General features: G+C 44.3%; 21 protein-coding genes. 16 read left to right on the top strand and 5 right to left on the bottom strand.

Annotation, left to right across the window (positions count from 1 at the left end):
* Positions 1–69: 69 nt before the first annotated feature.
* The 4 genes from BLU57_RS16950 to BLU57_RS14515 all read left to right on the top strand — a co-directional run bounded on the left by BLU57_RS16950 (position 70) and on the right by BLU57_RS14515 (position 3,246).
* On the top strand, positions 70–399 hold the full coding sequence (locus tag BLU57_RS16950) for an integrase core domain-containing protein (RefSeq protein ID WP_371113153.1): 330 nt from the start codon (positions 70–72) through the stop codon (positions 397–399).
* 197 nt (positions 400–596) lie between these two features.
* Complete coding sequence (locus BLU57_RS14525) at positions 597–1,193, top strand: TetR/AcrR family transcriptional regulator (RefSeq protein ID WP_090322436.1); 597 nt, start codon at positions 597–599, stop codon at positions 1,191–1,193.
* 63 nt (positions 1,194–1,256) lie between these two features.
* On the top strand, positions 1,257–1,529 hold the full coding sequence (locus BLU57_RS14520) for a DUF4242 domain-containing protein (protein ID WP_090322434.1): 273 nt from the start codon (positions 1,257–1,259) through the stop codon (positions 1,527–1,529).
* Between the two features lie 55 nt (positions 1,530–1,584).
* On the top strand, positions 1,585–3,246 hold the full coding sequence (locus BLU57_RS14515; protein WP_090322431.1) for a tetratricopeptide repeat protein: 1,662 nt from the start codon (positions 1,585–1,587) through the stop codon (positions 3,244–3,246).
* A 32-nt stretch (positions 3,247–3,278) separates the two neighbouring features.
* Here the strand turns inward: BLU57_RS14515 and BLU57_RS14510 are convergent, their stop codons facing one another.
* Positions 3,279–3,770: an NADPH-dependent FMN reductase gene (locus tag BLU57_RS14510; protein ID WP_218131684.1), complete on the bottom strand. Its 492-nt coding sequence runs from the start codon at positions 3,768–3,770 to the stop codon at positions 3,279–3,281.
* A gap of 199 nt (positions 3,771–3,969) precedes the next feature.
* Positions 3,970–4,290 carry a winged helix-turn-helix transcriptional regulator gene (locus tag BLU57_RS14505; protein ID WP_090322429.1) on the bottom strand — a complete coding sequence of 107 codons (321 nt, stop codon included), beginning with the start codon at positions 4,288–4,290 and terminating at the stop codon, positions 3,970–3,972.
* Between the two features lie 106 nt (positions 4,291–4,396).
* Here BLU57_RS14505 and BLU57_RS14500 point away from each other — a divergent pair, with 106 nt between their 5' ends.
* The 5 genes from BLU57_RS14500 to BLU57_RS14480 all read left to right on the top strand — a co-directional run bounded on the left by BLU57_RS14500 (position 4,397) and on the right by BLU57_RS14480 (position 9,469).
* Positions 4,397–5,302 (top strand): pirin family protein, encoded by a 906-nt coding sequence (locus BLU57_RS14500; protein WP_090322426.1) that lies wholly within the window; start codon positions 4,397–4,399, stop codon positions 5,300–5,302.
* Between the two features lie 64 nt (positions 5,303–5,366).
* Complete coding sequence (locus tag BLU57_RS14495; RefSeq protein WP_090322423.1) at positions 5,367–5,717, top strand: nuclear transport factor 2-like protein; 351 nt, start codon at positions 5,367–5,369, stop codon at positions 5,715–5,717.
* Between the two features lie 40 nt (positions 5,718–5,757).
* A complete protein-coding gene (gene ycaC / locus BLU57_RS14490; protein ID WP_090322421.1) occupies positions 5,758–6,387 on the top strand; it encodes an isochorismate family cysteine hydrolase YcaC in 630 nt (209 codons plus the stop codon).
* A 139-nt stretch (positions 6,388–6,526) separates the two neighbouring features.
* Positions 6,527–8,398, top strand: coding sequence for an amidohydrolase (locus BLU57_RS14485; RefSeq protein ID WP_090322417.1), 1,872 nt, complete (start codon positions 6,527–6,529; stop codon positions 8,396–8,398).
* Between the two features lie 36 nt (positions 8,399–8,434).
* Complete coding sequence (locus BLU57_RS14480) at positions 8,435–9,469, top strand: alginate export family protein (RefSeq protein WP_090322414.1); 1,035 nt, start codon at positions 8,435–8,437, stop codon at positions 9,467–9,469.
* 238 nt (positions 9,470–9,707) lie between these two features.
* Here BLU57_RS14480 and BLU57_RS14475 read toward each other — a convergent pair whose 3' ends face one another.
* Both BLU57_RS14475 and BLU57_RS14470 read right to left on the bottom strand, forming a co-directional pair.
* Positions 9,708–10,178 (bottom strand): ferritin-like domain-containing protein, encoded by a 471-nt coding sequence (locus BLU57_RS14475; RefSeq protein WP_090322411.1) that lies wholly within the window; start codon positions 10,176–10,178, stop codon positions 9,708–9,710.
* A 55-nt stretch (positions 10,179–10,233) separates the two neighbouring features.
* Complete coding sequence (locus BLU57_RS14470; protein WP_090322408.1) at positions 10,234–10,836, bottom strand: peroxiredoxin; 603 nt, start codon at positions 10,834–10,836, stop codon at positions 10,234–10,236.
* A 192-nt stretch (positions 10,837–11,028) separates the two neighbouring features.
* Here BLU57_RS14470 and BLU57_RS14465 point away from each other — a divergent pair, with 192 nt between their 5' ends.
* The 6 genes from BLU57_RS14465 to BLU57_RS14440 all read left to right on the top strand — a co-directional run bounded on the left by BLU57_RS14465 (position 11,029) and on the right by BLU57_RS14440 (position 15,193).
* Positions 11,029–11,661 (top strand): phosphoadenosine phosphosulfate reductase domain-containing protein, encoded by a 633-nt coding sequence (locus BLU57_RS14465; RefSeq protein WP_090322406.1) that lies wholly within the window; start codon positions 11,029–11,031, stop codon positions 11,659–11,661.
* Positions 11,662–11,740: 79 nt separating this feature from the next.
* Positions 11,741–11,941 (top strand): DUF3330 domain-containing protein, encoded by a 201-nt coding sequence (locus BLU57_RS14460; RefSeq protein ID WP_090322405.1) that lies wholly within the window; start codon positions 11,741–11,743, stop codon positions 11,939–11,941.
* Positions 11,942–12,504: 563 nt separating this feature from the next.
* Positions 12,505–13,197 (top strand): Crp/Fnr family transcriptional regulator, encoded by a 693-nt coding sequence (locus BLU57_RS14455; protein WP_090322402.1) that lies wholly within the window; start codon positions 12,505–12,507, stop codon positions 13,195–13,197.
* 311 nt (positions 13,198–13,508) lie between these two features.
* Positions 13,509–13,898, top strand: a complete 390-nt coding sequence (gene smbP / locus BLU57_RS14450) for a small metal-binding protein SmbP (protein ID WP_090322400.1) — start codon at positions 13,509–13,511, stop codon at positions 13,896–13,898.
* A gap of 133 nt (positions 13,899–14,031) precedes the next feature.
* Positions 14,032–14,643, top strand: a complete 612-nt coding sequence (locus BLU57_RS14445; protein ID WP_090322398.1) for a hypothetical protein — start codon at positions 14,032–14,034, stop codon at positions 14,641–14,643.
* A gap of 181 nt (positions 14,644–14,824) precedes the next feature.
* A complete protein-coding gene (locus BLU57_RS14440; protein WP_090322395.1) occupies positions 14,825–15,193 on the top strand; it encodes a hypothetical protein in 369 nt (122 codons plus the stop codon).
* Positions 15,194–15,813: 620 nt separating this feature from the next.
* Here the strand turns inward: BLU57_RS14440 and BLU57_RS14435 are convergent.
* Positions 15,814–16,035, bottom strand: a complete 222-nt coding sequence (locus BLU57_RS14435) for a hypothetical protein (protein ID WP_090322392.1) — start codon at positions 16,033–16,035, stop codon at positions 15,814–15,816.
* A 433-nt stretch (positions 16,036–16,468) separates the two neighbouring features.
* Between BLU57_RS14435 and BLU57_RS14425 the strand changes: the two genes are divergently transcribed.
* Entirely contained in the window at positions 16,469–16,723 is a 255-nt protein-coding gene (locus tag BLU57_RS14425; RefSeq protein WP_090322387.1) for a response regulator transcription factor, read from the top strand.
* The last annotated feature ends 39 nt before the right edge of the window (positions 16,724–16,762 follow it).

Raw genomic sequence — 16,762 nt, 5'->3', positions numbered from 1 at the left:
CTTCCCGATAAAACCCAGCATAGTGCAGCTTGCTTTCTCACAAGCACTGTTGCTCAATGTCCTTACCAGATCGACTATGCTTATTCTGACAACGGTAAAGAATTTAAAGGAACTGACAGCCACGCTTTCGTCAAAGCTTGCAGGCAGCACGGTATCGGTCAGAAGTTTACCCGCATCAATCGTCCGCAAACCAACGGTAAAGCTGAGCGGGTTATCCGCACCCTGATGGATATGTGGCACAGCAAGATTCACTTTAAAGACTGCGCCGATCGGCACATTCAGCTTCTCCGTTTCATTAATTTCTACAATACCGTTAAGCCTCACAAGAGTTTGAATAATGCCACCCCTTATGAAATACTCACCGCTTATTTCAATCAACCTATCTGTAAACAACTCTGAGATTTCTTACAGTTTAACGTTTAAATCAATTGCCAATCAGTAAGCTGGATTGGGCATCCACCAGTCAAAAAGGTCTAAGCAATATTCGACCGGTGTCAACATGCTAGAAATCTAAATGCATCAATTTACATCTTGCCGCAAAAGCGTTTAACAAAATTTTATTTGACAATTAAGACGACTGGTCATATTGTATGCATATGGCTAAATCAATCCAAAAAGAACTCAATAGAGAAAACCTCTTAAACCAAGGCGTCGCTTTATTTATTGAGCAAGGTTATCACGGTACCGGGTTGCAGGAAATTCTCGATGCGGTGAGCGTTCCAAAGGGTTCTTTCTATAATTATTTCGGCAGCAAAGAGGATTTTGGTGCTGAGGTCATTCAGCACTATATTGATCCTTTTATTGTGAGGTTGTCCACACATCTGAGCAAAACCGACACGGACGCGCTAAACGCAATCAGGAGATATTTTGACGAGCTAATTGTGGAACTCGAAAATAACCAATTTAAAGGCGGTTGCCTGCTGGGTAATCTGATGGGAGAAATCGGCAGCACCAACGATGTTTGTCAGCAATCCCTGCAATCGGCTATCAGGCGCTATCGAGATTTATTGCAGTCTGGATTGGCCAATGCGCAACAGCAAGGAACAGTAAGGTCAGACAAATCGTCCGAAGCAATGGCTGATTTGCTGATCAATGCCTGGCAAGGAGCTTTACTGCGAATGCAAATAGAGAAGTCATCTGCGCCGGTTAAGCAATGTTGTCAGGATTTGCTGGAAGATTATTTTAAGGCTTGATTATTTTTATCGAATAAATAGACGACCGGTCATATTATTAATTCAATTTTAGAGGGGATAAAAATGCCAAAATATATTATTGAACGCGAAATTCCTGGAGCAGGTTCACTGACACAACAAGAGCTAAAAGCCATTTCGCAGAAATCATGCGGTATCTTAAACAGTATGGGACCACGAATCCAGTGGCTGGAAAGTTATGTGACTGACGATAAAGTCTATTGCGTCTACATTGCCCCCGATGAGGCCACCGTTAGAGCACATGCTGAACAAGGCGAGTTTCCAGCCAATCGTATTTCTCAAGTCAGGTCCGTGATTGATCCAACTACGGCTGAATAGCATGCAAAAATTTTGCCGGTCATGAAAAATATTTTTCATCAAGGGAGTAATGATTATGCAACCCCATACTTTTCGCCTTGCAATACTAGCTCTGACTCTGGTTGTCGCAAGTACTTTTGAATCATTTGCAGCAACTGAATCAGATGACCAACTTATACCTAGACTGCAAAATCTGGGTACGCACACATTTCCAGTCAGTACACGCAATCCGCTGGCACAGCAATATATCAATCAGGGCCTCAATCTTGCGTATGCATTCAACCATGCTGAGGCACGCCGCGCATTTCGTGAGGCGGCAAGGCTTGATCCCGAACTTGCGATGGCTTACTGGGGTCAGGCACTTGTACTCGGTCCTAATATTAACGCCATGATGGAGCCGAATGAGGAGCCGCAGGCTTTGGAAATTATGCAGCAAGCCAAGTCACTGATGATGAATGCTTCGCCAAGAGAACGAGCACTCATTAGCGCGCTGGAAAAGCGCTATTCAGGAAAAACCGAACACAGAACAACGAATGATAAGGCTTACGCGGAGGCAATGCGGGAGGTGCATCAGAGTTTTCCGGATGATGCGGATATCGCGGTGCTGTATGTCGAGTCCATGATGGATTTGCGACCTTGGGGCTACTGGATGCTCGACGGTACTCCGTATGAAGGCACAGCCGAAATCGTCGCGCTTACTGAAGATGTATTACAGCGCAATCCGCAACATCCTGGCGCGCTGCACATGTATATTCACCTGATTGAGCCGACCAGTACACCTGAGCGTGCAGAGAAGGCAGCCGATACCTTGCTGAACTTAATGCCGGAGGCAGGGCATATAATACACATGGCATCGCATATTTATCAGCGGATCGGACGCTACGCCGATTCCATGAAAAGCAATCAATTGGCAATCGCGGCAGACGAAAATTACATTACACAATGCCATGCCCAAGGGTTATACCCGATGGTCTATTATCCGCACAACATTCACTTTCTCTGGTTCGCAGCCACACTGGATGGTCAAAGCAAGATTGCAATCGAATCTGCCAAACAAGCTGCTGGCAAAATTGACGATGAAGTGCTAAAAGCGATTCCATTGACGGCAATTTTTCGCGTGACACCTTATTGGGCATTAGCCAGGTTTGGACATTGGCAAGAAATTCTTGAACAACCTGCGCCACCGTCAACCAATCCATTTTTGAACGGGAGCTGGCATTATGTACGTGGTCTAGCATTTGTTGCGATGAGGCAACCGCTACTAGCTGAGCAGGAGTTAATAGCGCTGCGCAAGATCATGAAAAACCCGTCACTAGACAATGCGCTGTTGTCTAAAAATACTACCAGCACCATACTCAGTATCGCACCTGAAGTACTGGCAGGTGAAATTGCCGCTGCTCACGGTCAATTCGATCAGGCTATTGCATACCTTGAAAAAGCGGTTCGCCTAGAGGATGCCCTGGTATATACAGAGCCATCAGAATTTCATCTCCCGCCACGCTTGGCACTGGGTGCTATCTTGCTGGAAGCAGGTCAGCCAACTGAAGCGGAAACCGTTTACTGGGAAGACTTGCGGCGAAATCGTAACAATGGTTGGGCACTCTACGGACTGATACAGGCATTGCGCGCGCAAAAAAAGGATGATCAGGCAAGGCTTATCGAAGCGCGCTTCAAAAAAGCTTGGGAGCGTGCCGATGTCACCCTGCAGGCATCCCGCTTCGGGCGCCCGTTACGCTGAGCAAGCACTTAGCCAAATGGTTCTGGCAACACTCAATCTCCAGCGCGGCTGCTACTAGCTTGGATGAACTCGGCGAACCCAGCAAGAAAACTTCGGAGTTGCTCATGTGCTGCCTCATCTACCGTTTGACCCGATTCATTGAAGACGTGATGTGCTCGTGATATGAGCAACCGTCCACCGAACCATGGACGCATGCCTAATGCCCGTAGCACAGGGAGCCAGGCATTCTGAGACAGGACTGTGCCAAATCCGCCGGGCGATGCCCCCATTAGTGCAACTGGACGATCGCCGAAAGTTCGTGCAATACTACTTGGTGGCCGAGATAGCCAGTCAATCGCATTTTTGAGCACGCCCGGTATGGAATTATTGTATTCTGGGGTAGCCAGCAATAATCCATCCGCAGCAGCAATTTGTTCTTGCAGCACAATAACTGTTTGAGGAATACCTTCATTGACCTCGATATCTTCATCATAGAGCGGAATGCCTTTGAGTGTCGCGATCTCCAACTTGGCTTTGTTCGGCATTAGTCCTGCGGCCATACGTAGAGCAGTGCAGTATTGTACGAACCGCTACGTAGACTTCCTGTAATTCCGATGATTTGTATCATGATGTCTTACTGTTATGTTGATAAAACTGAAAATAGGCTATTTGCAACGGCACTGTGTAGCACAAGTGTATTGAGAGTAGCTGATGCAGTTCGTAACACACTTAAAGTACTCACTTTTATTTGCCTCCTGCATCATAATTTTTTCCCCATTCGTCCATCGCATACAGGATAGTTTTAAGTGAATGTCCTAACGGAGATAATGAATATTCTACGTGCGGGGGAATCTCGTTGAAATTATTCCTGATAATTAATTGGTCTGCTTCCATTTCTCGCAATTGTCGGCTGAGGGTACGGTGAGTAATTCCTGTTAAATCCCTTTGTAACTGATTAAATCGCATCGTACCGTTTAATAGGCTATGGATAATCAGAACTTTCCAACGCCCTCCAATCACTTTCAACGTCACTTCTACGGGACAACAGGCTTCTTTCTTTGACATTTGACATCCTTCGCGTGGCAGTATCCTTTTTGTGCGTACTTGTAATTTATCCTGACGGTATTAATCTATCACGTAAACACAAAATCTAGTTGGGGGATAATAAGCTATGCAGACATTAAAATCTGATCCATCCGTTAAGAAGCTGTTACGTATCCAACGGAATACAGATCAGCACTGGGTTGGTGATGGTTTTCCTGTACGCACATTATTTTCCTATTCAATACTGGGCCCTATGACCAGTCCTTTTTTGCTGTTTGATTATGCTGGACCCATGGAATTCTCACCGACTGAGCAACGCCATGGTGTGAGCGAACATCCACATCGCGGTTTTGAAACGGTCACTATCGTGTATAGCGGTGAAGTAGAGCATCGTGATAGCTCTGGTGGTGGCGGCAGGATTGGTCCTGGCGATGTGCAATGGATGACCGCAGCTTCTGGCTTGGTTCATGAAGAGTTTCATGGCCGGGATTTTGCAAGGCATGGTGGTGTACTTGAGATGGTGCAGCTTTGGGTGAATTTACCCGCTAAGGATAAGATGTCGCCACCTCATTATCAAAGCATTCTGGATAACCAGATTCCCGCAGTCAATCTCCCAGGGGATCAAGGAAGAGTGCGCGTCATTGCGGGTGAATTCGATGGAACTACTGGACCAGCGCATACCTTTACGCCGATTAATGTATGGGATTTGCGTTTGACCAGTGATCAGTCTATTAACTTTGCTGCGCCGGATGGTTACAACACATTGTTGGTAGTGCTCAAGGGATCAATTTGCATCGATGATTCGGAAATCCTCGCTACCGCAGAGGTTAGCTTGTTCGATCGGGCAGGTGATCATATCTGTATCAGCAGCAAACCCGATACCATCGCACTTTTGTTGAGTGGTGAACCCATCGAAGAACCCATCGCAGGCAGCGGTCCATTTGTCATGAATACTGCGGAGCAAATTCGCCAGGCCAAGATAGACTACCAGAGCGGCAAGATGGGCAAAATAGCACCAATCCCTTCCACATAAGCTCACAAATCAGTCTTGTTTCTAAGTTGCAGTTCTTTTAGAAAGCGAAGAATTAGGAATAAAAATGACCTTGGAAGAAAAACTTAACGACTTAAATCGGATGATTTTAAATGGCGAGATATTGGAATCGATGGATAAGTATTACCATCCCGATTGCATCGTAGTCGAAAGAAATGATGTGGTGGCGAAAGGCTTGAAACAAGCCAAAGATCGAGAATCCGAATTATTCGAAGGTGTTGAAGTATGGCTCAAATCGGAAATTGTATCGACCACCGTAGGAGAAAACGTCACGATGACCGAGTGGCATTATGAATACAAGCATAAAGATTTAGGCCACAAAAAGTTTGATCAAGTAGCGGTACAGCACTGGAAAGATGGCAAGATCATCAGTGACCGATTCTATGCGCTGTATTGAATAAAAATGCATAACAACAACCAATGAAAGGAGCACTACAATGAACAAGACTTTCAAATACAACCGGCTTTCTAAAGATGATGCTGTTTTGCTATTGGTGGATCATCAGGCAGGGCTGATTTCACTGGTGCAGGATTTTTCACCGAATGAGTTCAAGAATAACGTGTTAGCCATAACAGCCTGTGGTAAATATTTCAAGTTGCCCACCATCCTGACCACCAGCTTTGAAGGAGGCCCCAATGGGCCGCTGGTTCCGGAAATCAAGGAGATGCACCCTACTGCACCGTATATCGCTCGTCCCGGCAATATCAATGCCTGGGATAACGAAGATTTTGTCAATGCGATCAAAAAAACTGGCCGCAAGCAACTGATCATCGCCGGTGTAGTCACTGAAGTCTGCGTCGCTTTTCCAGCGTTATCTGCGATCGAAGAAGGTTATGAAGTATTCGTAGTTACCGATGCTTCCGGTACTTTTAATGAAATAACTCGTGACGCCGCTTGGGCACGCATGCAAGCTTCCGGTGTGCAACTGATGAGCTGGTTTGGCGTGGCTTGCGAATTGCACCGCGACTGGCGTAATGATATCGAAGGGTTGGGTGCTTTATTTTCCAGTTATCTGCCTAACTACCGTAACCTGATGACGAGCTACTTCGCCATTACCAAGAAATAAATAGTCAGGCTCCGAAAGGGATGAAACATGGGTGATAGCGCGGTAACCCTGCGCCGTCGGCGTATTTTGCAAACAGCCGGAGCGTCTTTATTGTTTTTCGAAAACTGGCGTGCTTGCTGAAACTTTGCGAGGTTCATCAATGCAGAACCACAAAACCCAATTGATACTACACAACGGTCAATTCACGACGCTGGATCGCCAGAATCCGCAAGCCACGGCCGTTGCCATTGCGGAAGGCTGTTTCATTGCTGTGGGAAACGACGACGAGGTGATGTGCTTTGCCGAAGACCATGCACTGGTAATTGATCTTAACCGCCGCCGCGTCATTCCCGGTCTGATCGATTCGCATCTGCATTTCATCCGCGGTGGACTCAATTACAATATGGAGTTGCGCTGGGACGGCATCCCCTCGTTGGCTGATGCCATGCGCCGCCTGAAGGAACAGGTAGCACGCACGCCCGCACCGCAATGGGTGCGCATCGTCGGCGGCTTTACAGAAATGCAGTTCGCTGAAAAACGCTTGCCGACACTTGACGAAATCAATGCAGTCGCACCGGATACCCCGGTTTTCATCTTGCATCTTTACGATCGCGCCCTGCTAAATCGCGCAGCACTGCGCGCCTGCGGCTACGATCGTGACACGCCTAATCCGCCAGGCGGTTTGATTGCCAAGGACGCCAACGGAGAACCGATAGGTCTGCTGCTGGCAGAGCCCAATGCGCTGATCCTGTATTCGGCGCTTGCCAAAGGTCCCAAGCTGCCTTACGAGTATCAGCTCAATTCCACGCGCCATTTCATGCGGGAAATGAACCGCCTGGGTATAACCAGCGTCATTGATGCCGGTGGCGGTTTTCAGAACTACCCAGACGATTACAAGATTATTGAAGAATTGCACCAAACGGGTGAGCTGACCCTACGTATCGCCTATAACCTGTTCACACAAAAAGCTGGAGAAGAGGTTGCCGACTTCACGAAGTGGACAAAGATGGGAAAACCTGGCGACGGTGATAGCTACTACCGGCATAACGGCGCAGGCGAAATGCTGGTCTTTTCTGCAGCAGATTTCGAGGATTTTCGCATGCCACGTCCGGATATGGTGCCGAATATGGAGAACGATCTGGAGGCGGTAGTGCGCATTCTTGTCAGTAATCACTGGCCATTCCGTCTGCACGCCACCTACAATGAGACCATCTCACGTGCGCTGGATGTATTCGAAAAGGTGAATCGGGATATTCCCTTTGACGGACTGCACTGGTTTTTTGATCATGCCGAAACCGTAACCGATGCCAATCTTGAGCGTATCGCCAAACTTGGCGGCGGTATCGCCATACAGCACCGCATGGCTTATCAGGGTGAATTTTTCGTGCAGCGCTACGGCCACAAAGCTGCGGAGCGCACGCCGCCTTATCGGCGTATGCTGCAAATGGGCGTCAATGTCGGCGCTGGTACTGACGCCACTCGTGTGGCCAGCTACGATCCATGGAATGCCCTTTATTGGCTGACTAGTGGTAAAACTTTGGGCGGTCTCTCGCTGTACCCGGTAGCGAATCTTGTCGATCGCGAGACTGCGTTACGTCTGTACACGCAGGCAAATACCTGGTTTTCGAACGAGGAGGGTATCAAAGGTCAGATTAAAGTCGGTCAATACGCGGACCTCGCCGTACTGTCCGCCGACTACTCTAGCGTGCCGGAAGACGAAATTCGCAATCTTGTTTCGGTGCTGACGATCGTCGGCGGGCGCATTGTTTACGGTGATGACGAATTCAGCGCGCTTTCTCCACCCTTGCCACCAGCCATGCCAGATTGGTCTCCGGTGAATCACTACAGCGGCTATTTCAAGCCTGCGGCTAATGTGGCCGCATTAAATGCGTTTGCTCAGACAGCTTGCGGCTGCGGGATCAGTTGTTCCTTGCATGGACATGCTCATGGACGTGCGTATCAAGATGCTGTGAATATTGGTGACCAGCGTGGCTTCTGGGGTGTGCTCGGCTGTTCGTGCTGGGTAATATGATGCATATAAAACCTCGCTTGCTCAGTAAACCTCTATATGTGCCAACAGACGGCCAGAAAATATAAAACCAGTCTGATTACCGTTGTACTGTTTGCAATGTCATTGTCAGTGGCTGCATCCGAATATATGCCGCTACGATTCGAGGAGAACTGGGGGTCAAATTGCAACAAAATGACACCCAAATGCTGGCGTATCACCGAGGAAACTACTCTTACGCTCGGTTCTGACGCGCGCGTGCGCGCCCAAGGTTATTGGCCTCTGGATTTCGGTATCGGTAACACAATGAACAGCCATAGGGGTGACAGCTATACACTGTTTCGGGGCTTAATGCATGGCGACCTACGTGTCGGCAAGCATGCTCAGATGTTCATGCAATTCGGGGCCTATGATGAATCTGGACGCCGTGGGGGTGCAGAGAGCAACGATCAAAGCAATATCGACTTGCAGCAGGGTTTTCTGGCTTGGAACGGCGATAGATTTTCCCTCCGTGCGGGCAGACAGGAAGTTATTTTGGGCACCTCGCGCTTGATCGCGGTACGAGAGGGTCCCAATATCCGTCTTGCTTTCGATGGCGCACGCGCCAGTTGGAAACAGGGGCCATATCGCATTGATGCTCTCGCCTTTCGTCCGGTTTTCAATAAACCGGAAGCATTTGATGATGTGATTAGCAAGTCGCAGGCGCTGTACGGCTTATATGCCACATTCGCACCGGAAAGTATTGCGCCGCTCAAAATCGATCTCTACTGGCTTGGTTATGAAAGAGATCAAGGTCGGTTTGCAGCAGCGCAGGGGCGGGAGCACAGGCATTCTTTCGGCACCCGACTGTTTGGTTCTGCAAAGAATTGGGACTGGAATCTGGAAGCAGTATTCCAGATCGGCCATATCGGCAGTCAAACTATCCGTGCCTGGACAGTTGCTTCTGATACAGGTTTTACCTTTACTGCGCTGCCGTGGTCACCCCGGCCCGGCTTGAAAGCGGACATTGCCAGTGGTGATAAAAATCCAAGCGATGGACGGCTCACCAAATCGGATAAATCTGGGTACTGGAGAATGATGCTTTCACTTTTTTAAACTCACTATTCCCCGTGGTCTTGCCACGAAGCTATTCATTAAACAGGCACACCGTCAAATCGGGTAACTGTCAGAACAGATTGTGACCAGTTATTTCATTTTTTGGATAGCTCTTGTACTTTAAGGAAGCACTAAAAATACTGCTCATGTTCACTTTATTTTGCTTCGCCTATCACTCGTTACTTTTTTAGGCTCTCAAAAACAACGCATTCACCATTTGTTGGTGAAACTCTGATATTTATAATTTTTCCGTTGCGCAGGGTTGTTGCAACATCTTTCTGATTGCATCGGCATGTAATTCCTCTTCTACTATTAAACCGCGAGCGTATTCCTCCAAAACCACTGATTTGCCTTGAGCCAATTCCAATAATTGGTAATAGGCTTTCAGAGCTTCGTTTTCATGAGCAAGAGATTCGCGAAGAATATCGCCAACAGGAGCCGAACAGACCAAACTATTATCATGTTGATGCGTCTCAAGTAAAGGGCCGATGGCAAGCGAAGGATGCCCTTCCAGCAAAGTGACGAGCTCACCCGCCTTGCGGGCATGCAATAATCCTTCTTCGGCTTGCTTATTCAACCATTCGACAATAGGAATGCGGCCATAGCCGTATACCATCAAGGAGTAGTGTGTATAACGCACTACGCCAGCAAGCTCGAGTTCCATGATCTGATTGAGTAATGCCACAGCTTTATCTTTATCCAGGTTCATGTGTTTCTCCTTATTGCTTCATAGAAAAGCTACAGTAAAAACTGTTTTCTCAAGTTTACAATTTTTCCGCGTGATGACTGAGATATTCCGCCACTCCTTCAGGGCTTGCTTTCATACCAGGCTCTCCACTTTTCCAGCCTGCCGGGCAGAGCTCTCCGCGCTCCTCAAAGAATTGCAGCGCATCGACCATCCGTAACATCTCGTCAACATCCCGGCCGAGCGGCAAGTCGTTAACTACCTGATGGCGAACGATTCCCTTTTTGTCGATCAAGAATGAACCGCGTAACGCCACATGATTCGGATGACTGATTCCGTAAGCATTCATCACCTCCCCACCCAAATCAGATACCAGCGTAATATCAATCGGACCGATGCCGCCTTGGGTTATCGGTGTATTGCGCCAGGCATAATGCGTGAAATGGGAATCCACCGAGACACCGATCACTTCCACATTACGCCGCTGAAAATCTTTCGCCCGATGAGAATGTGCAATGATTTCCGATGGGCAGACGAAGGTGAAATCAAGGGGGTAGAAAAACAATACTGCATATTTATCGCGAATATGGGCATGAAAATTGAAATTTTCATCAAAACTGCCATTAGGCAAAACGGCAGGCTTAGTAAAATCGGGAGCAAGGTGAGTGACGAGGGTAGACATTATTTCTCCATTCTGATTATGTTAAGGAATCTTTGAATATTGAGTAAGTCATAGTTATTGTTTAGCAGGTATGAAGACAATTTAATAAAAGTAACATTCTCTCTCTACTGTCAAATTGTGCTTGTCATCAAAACCGTCTTTCTTTTTATATAACACAAAAATTTGACAAGTTTTTCGCAAAAAAAATCTAAAATGACGAATAATAAAATTGCAGAACACAATGCAGCGTTACAAAATAAACCTGCACTAGACATAGTACGATGGGGCATTGAACGAGCGAACGGTCATGCTATTGTGTCGACCAACTTCCGCCCTTTTGAAGCGGTCATTCTTCATCTCTGCGTTCAAGTACAGCCGGATATTCCAGTGCTTTGGGTTGATCACGGTTACAACCGGCCAGCGACTTACCGATATGCCGAGAAACTTTGTGAGAGACTCAATCTCAACCTTAAGACTTATTTGCCAAAGCTAACTGCTGCACATCGTGATGCTATTTATGGGCCAATTCCAAATGTCGACGATGAAGCTGAACTGAAGAAATTTAGTGAAATGATGAAGCTAGAGCCCTTTCAACGTGGCATGAAAGAACTTGCACCTGTAGTCTGGTTAACAGCTTTACGCAAAGTACAAAATCCGGGGCGCGCCAAGCTGGATATTCTCTCCAAGGATGAAATTTATAACACCATCAAAATCAATCCTGTTTTCTATTGGACGGATGCCGATATGGAAAATTATCTGAAGCAACATAATCTACCCAATGAATGGGATTACTTCGATCCTGCGAAAGCGGACGAAAACCGCGAGTGTGGACTACACAGAAACTGATAAAATGAGATGCCAGATTCAGCTCCAATCATAATAGGAATCATCATCACTATTTCAAATAGATTAAAAGGATTTTGAAATGACTGAGCAAAAGAAATTAGTTGAACCAGAAAGAGTTTCCTGTGTAGTATGCTTCAAAGAAATACCTATTTCCGAAGCTAAAAGCGTGAAAGCTACTGACTATATTATGTATTATTGTGGCCTCGATTGTTACGATAAATGGATCAAGCAGGAAGAGAAGTCTGAAAAACAAGAAAACGACCAGCAGAAAACTCAATAGAAAAAACCTGGAGAGCCCTATCCAAGCCTGTATCTTGTCAGCGCTGTATGTCGTCTAAGGAATTTTGACAAATGGTTACCTGAAATATATATAAGAGATACTTCAATCCATCTGATTTGAACTTTTAGTTATGCTGTCGCAATACAATTGTCGCCCCTGACTAATATTTGCAACTTTATTTCTTGCGCTTATTCAGAATTGGGAAGTGACAGCAAAGCGATGTCACGATTCTGTCACGTTATGAATTCGGGGGATACTGCTGAGTCTGATAAATATTCAGCGTCAGATTTGCCTCCGACCTGCAATCATGGAGTCCGGCGATCAGTGATAGCAGTGGTAAGTCCAAGAAAAATATGGCTCCCCGACCAGGGCTCGAACCTGGGACCTGCGGATTAACAGGTGTTTTAGCTAACTGTTTTTATTAATAATATACTCGCCGGTGCTCACCAACACTCGCCAATATTCGTCAGATTTGTCACGTCTCATTTGTGCTGATTTCTAAGTTCGTTAAGCAGCTAAATTATTGCATAATTAAATACAGTTAAATTTCAATGGAATTGAAAATGCAATCCATAGTACGCGATGCTAAATCCAGGTTGATTAACGAAATCTTTGAACGTGATTTGAATCAATTGCAGAAAGTTTATCCTTCCATTCAGGAAATTAATGTTTCTAAAAATGCTTTTCTTTACCACCAAGGTGATCGTTGTTCCAATTTATTTTGGATAAAAAACGGTATTGTTAAGCTTTCTCATATAGCGGAGCAAGGGAGTGAAATTACTATTGATCTGCTTAAAAGAGGGGATGTCACTGGTTGCTTTCAAAATAACTCTGCCGGTCAGGAAATAGATGAGACTGCGCAAACATTGGGTGAAGTTAATTACTATCGAATAGCATATGGTGATTTTAAAACAATGATGTCTCATCAAGCAGAGTTGGCTTGGCATGTCATTGAAGATATGTATGCTCGGAGACAGAGAGTAGAACGCAAGTTAAGAACTATTTTGACTCAACCAATTGAAGTACGCGTTGTAACTACATTATTAGATTTGGCTGAGATGTTTGGAATAAGATGTTCTCATGGATATACCTTGGAAATCCATTTGACCCAGCAGGAAGTGGCGGATTTAGTGGGAGCAAGCCGTTCTGTGGTAAGTACAATTTTGAATGATTTCAGAAATCGTGGAATGCTTGACTATACGCGCGATCAGATTTGTATTAATGATGCTGCTTTTATTAATATTTTGGAATTATAGTAATATCAGTAAGTTATTCTGGAATAATGACTCTAAAACCCACAGATTGTTTCTGCTAACCTAGTGCCGTTAAAAATAAGCAAAATGCTTATTCACATAGTTAACTGGCAACTTTAAGATGAACAATGGGTTGGTGATGATTAACTTTTTAAGCAAGCAGTAAATTATTAAAACGTGCAAATTATCTAAAATTACTACTAAATATTTTTTGAAGTTTTTTGTTCTCGAATCCACCCACCTAAATGAGCTATTGACTCTATATTTCGATGCATTTTGCATTGTTGATATTAAATTTTTGGGGGTAAGTGATCATGAAAACCGTAACTCTAGCTATATGCAGCCTAATTCTAGTTTTCACTTCCTTTAACGCTTTTTCCTCCTACAGCACATTTGCAGGATTTGATCATTTATCCGAAGCGATTCTGCACACTTATTCCGCATCCAGGTCTTCAGATGGAAAAACCGTTGCAAAACTTGCCGAGGTCGCGAGGGTTCATGCAAGCGCCACAAGAAGTGATAATTACCGAAGAATCGACCATATTTTTTTGAATGAAGGTATCAGATGCTTAAATTTGGCTGTTAAAGAAGGTAAGAATGGTAATACTGATGCAGCCAAACAAGCAGTCAATGATGCCTTATTGTTTTTAATACAGTCTGTAAGTATTCCAGTTGTGTTTCGCCGAATTAACGATGACGGATAGAAATTCACTCGATGTGTACTCATTCAAACTGAACTCAAGCGCTAACTGATGTAAGAATTTAAGCTGATGATTTTAAGTCAGTAAGTTTCTTAATGACTATTAAACCTGTGTAACTTGGGAGTGAAAATTTGTTATGAAAAGAATTGCCCATATGATTTTCTTAAGTATGCTGTTAATGGGATTAATATCAGCTTGTTCGACAACACAAAAAATAACGAATTCAGCAAGAACAGCTACTGAGCAATTACTCATCAGTGAAGCGATCTCACGCAGTCTTCCTAAACAGATTGATTCACCATTACCTATGCCAAAAGGATCAATTATTAAATTGGATGTTACTGGATTGACGCCAGATAAAGATATGGCAAAAAGTGTGGTGGCCGCATGGTTGGGGTTACTGGGATATGTAGTACAGGATGGAGCAGAAAAAGCTACGTACCGTATTAACGTTGTAATTGATTCTCTGGGCTCCGAAGTAGGCAATACTTTTTTTGGAATTCCTCCTATTCAAGCTTCTTTAATACCGATTTCGCTACCAGAATTAGCACTCTTTAAAGCCGATCTGCAAGGCGGTTATGCAAGATTCCATTTAGATGTTTTTGAAATGCCATCTGGTCGATTTATTGCCTCATCTGCACCATTTATTGCCGATACATACTATAACGCATACACTCTGCTGTTTTTAATCAGTTTTCATAGAACCGATTTGGATTCGCCACCAAAGATCAGAATATTTCCTAAATAGACAAAGTAAGACCCAACCAGTTGAGATGCGCGTTATATCTGCGTTATTAGAATTATCAATAATAAACGTGGAGTGTTTATAAATTTGTTTTGTAGATAACAGACATCAATGATTGCGCTGTATTAATTTATTGATCATGGTGACTATTGGAGTGACCAAAAATTAATACAGGAGCATTTACATGAAAGTGATCTCGCCGCGTATACACGGTTATCTTGATTTTTTGACAGTCTTTATTTTTTTACTTGCCCCTACACTTTTAGGATTAGGTCAGCTATCAGCGATACTTGCCTATAGTCTAGCTATAGTACATTTGATTGTTACCCTGGCTTCTGATTTTCCTTTTGGGGTAGTAAAGCTAATTCCATTTACCGTTCATGGTTGGATTGAGCGCATGGTTGGCCCCTTGTTGATAGCTATACCCTTTATTCTTAATTTTTCAGATGAAGAAGTGGCAAGGAATTTTTATATTGCGATAGGTATTGTTATTATCGTAATTGGTATGCTTACTGATTATCGGGCTGAAGTAAGAGTGAGAAAAGTTGAATAAAAATAAATCAAGCATCGGAAAGATGCTTTACTTACCTTGGAACAATTTCTTGAAGAAGCAAGTTATCCGATACACGATTTAGTAATTTAGCCTTTTAGTACAAACGAGATCGAAATTAAAGCAACTTTGGCGGCGGCATCGATAGAAAGAAATGATCTTGAGCGAGTGGCGAACAGCTTTTAGCAACAGATTTCATTAGCCAAGCGTTCTGGAGCCCTAGTACTACCGAGTAATCGAGATAACCATTCTTGCTGTCTTCGGCAGTCAGCTTAGACAGTTACAATATTCATTTTTCCGGATCTGCGTTTTTTCCTGCTATTGGGCGATTCTAATGAGGCCTAAGAATCAAACAACAGAAATAGGCTGATCCAGTTGTTCACTTTGCTTACTGGTATTATTCACGGCAGTAGATACCGGCAAAGCTGGGCAGTGCGACGAGAGGACAAAAGTAGGAACTGCACTGCCGGTTGAGATAAATTGATTGGTGTTGTTAAATGATACGTGGCACTTGTTGTGTTCTAGATATCATTTCCAATGTAAATTATTTTCCGTCCCAAGAGGTGTTCGCAGTTTTATGCTGGGAGACTTGGGATCGGTATCGGAATGATCTTCAGCCTGATTCACATTGGGATTATTGGGGTGATTTTCATCGCTATCGGGGGAAGTTCCCTTCTTTTTATATCATTCCGTTCTTGAATGCGGCCGGATTCCGACATTTGGTCGATTTGTGGCTTTTCAACAGGTTTATCCAGGGGAGGGATTGATTGAGAAAAAGCAGGCGAACTAAAGATAAAAAGAATTCCAATAAATATAGCGATTAATATGTTTCTTATGGTAGCCATGATAATTCTCCAAAATATATCGGATGGCTTATTATCATGAGCTGTGCGGATAGGTTAGTCTGTTCGCTTTCGCACATCTAGGAAAGCGGCAATAAAAAACTGGCCTGGGCGGGGTGGGTGATACTTTTTGCTAAAGTATACAAGTTGAGTGCTGTTGTAGCATATTCTCTTATCAAAAACAGCCCCGTGGAGTGTTTTACATTCTGCAGGGTTTTTTCTTTTCCAGAATTGGAATTCGATCAACTTGTCGTTCATTCTTACGAATAGGCAATGTCTTTTCTGGCGATAATTCTCATAATATCTTACAATAAATATATGATTTATAAAATGAATATCTTATTTGCTCTTATTTTTTAATATACAAATAAATTTGTTGATTTAAACTTAAGAACAATAGATTTTTCATCATGTAAATCAGTGGAAGAAATGAACAATGGAAGGAAACTACTTAAGTGTTCTGGTTGTTGAAGATGATAACTTTCAGCGACAGATGATAGTGAAAATGCTGCGTTCCATTTTGAATGTGCAGTCGATCAAGGAAGCAAGCAATGGAAAATGTGCATTGGAAATTATCCGCGAACAGAAAGAAAAACCTATCGATATTGTGATATGCGACTTAAATATGCCACAAATTGTCAATGGCGGAGTAAAAAGGTACCAAATAGCGGGCGAAGAGTGTACCAATTAGGTTAATAAAAAAGAGGTTTTGACCTCTGGTTCTGCGCTT

This window comes from Nitrosomonas oligotropha, from assembly GCF_900106555.1.
Lineage (GTDB): Bacteria > Pseudomonadota > Gammaproteobacteria > Burkholderiales > Nitrosomonadaceae > Nitrosomonas > Nitrosomonas oligotropha_A.
Note: the sequence above shows the minus strand (reverse complement) of the source record. Positions and strands in the feature narration are given on the sequence as shown.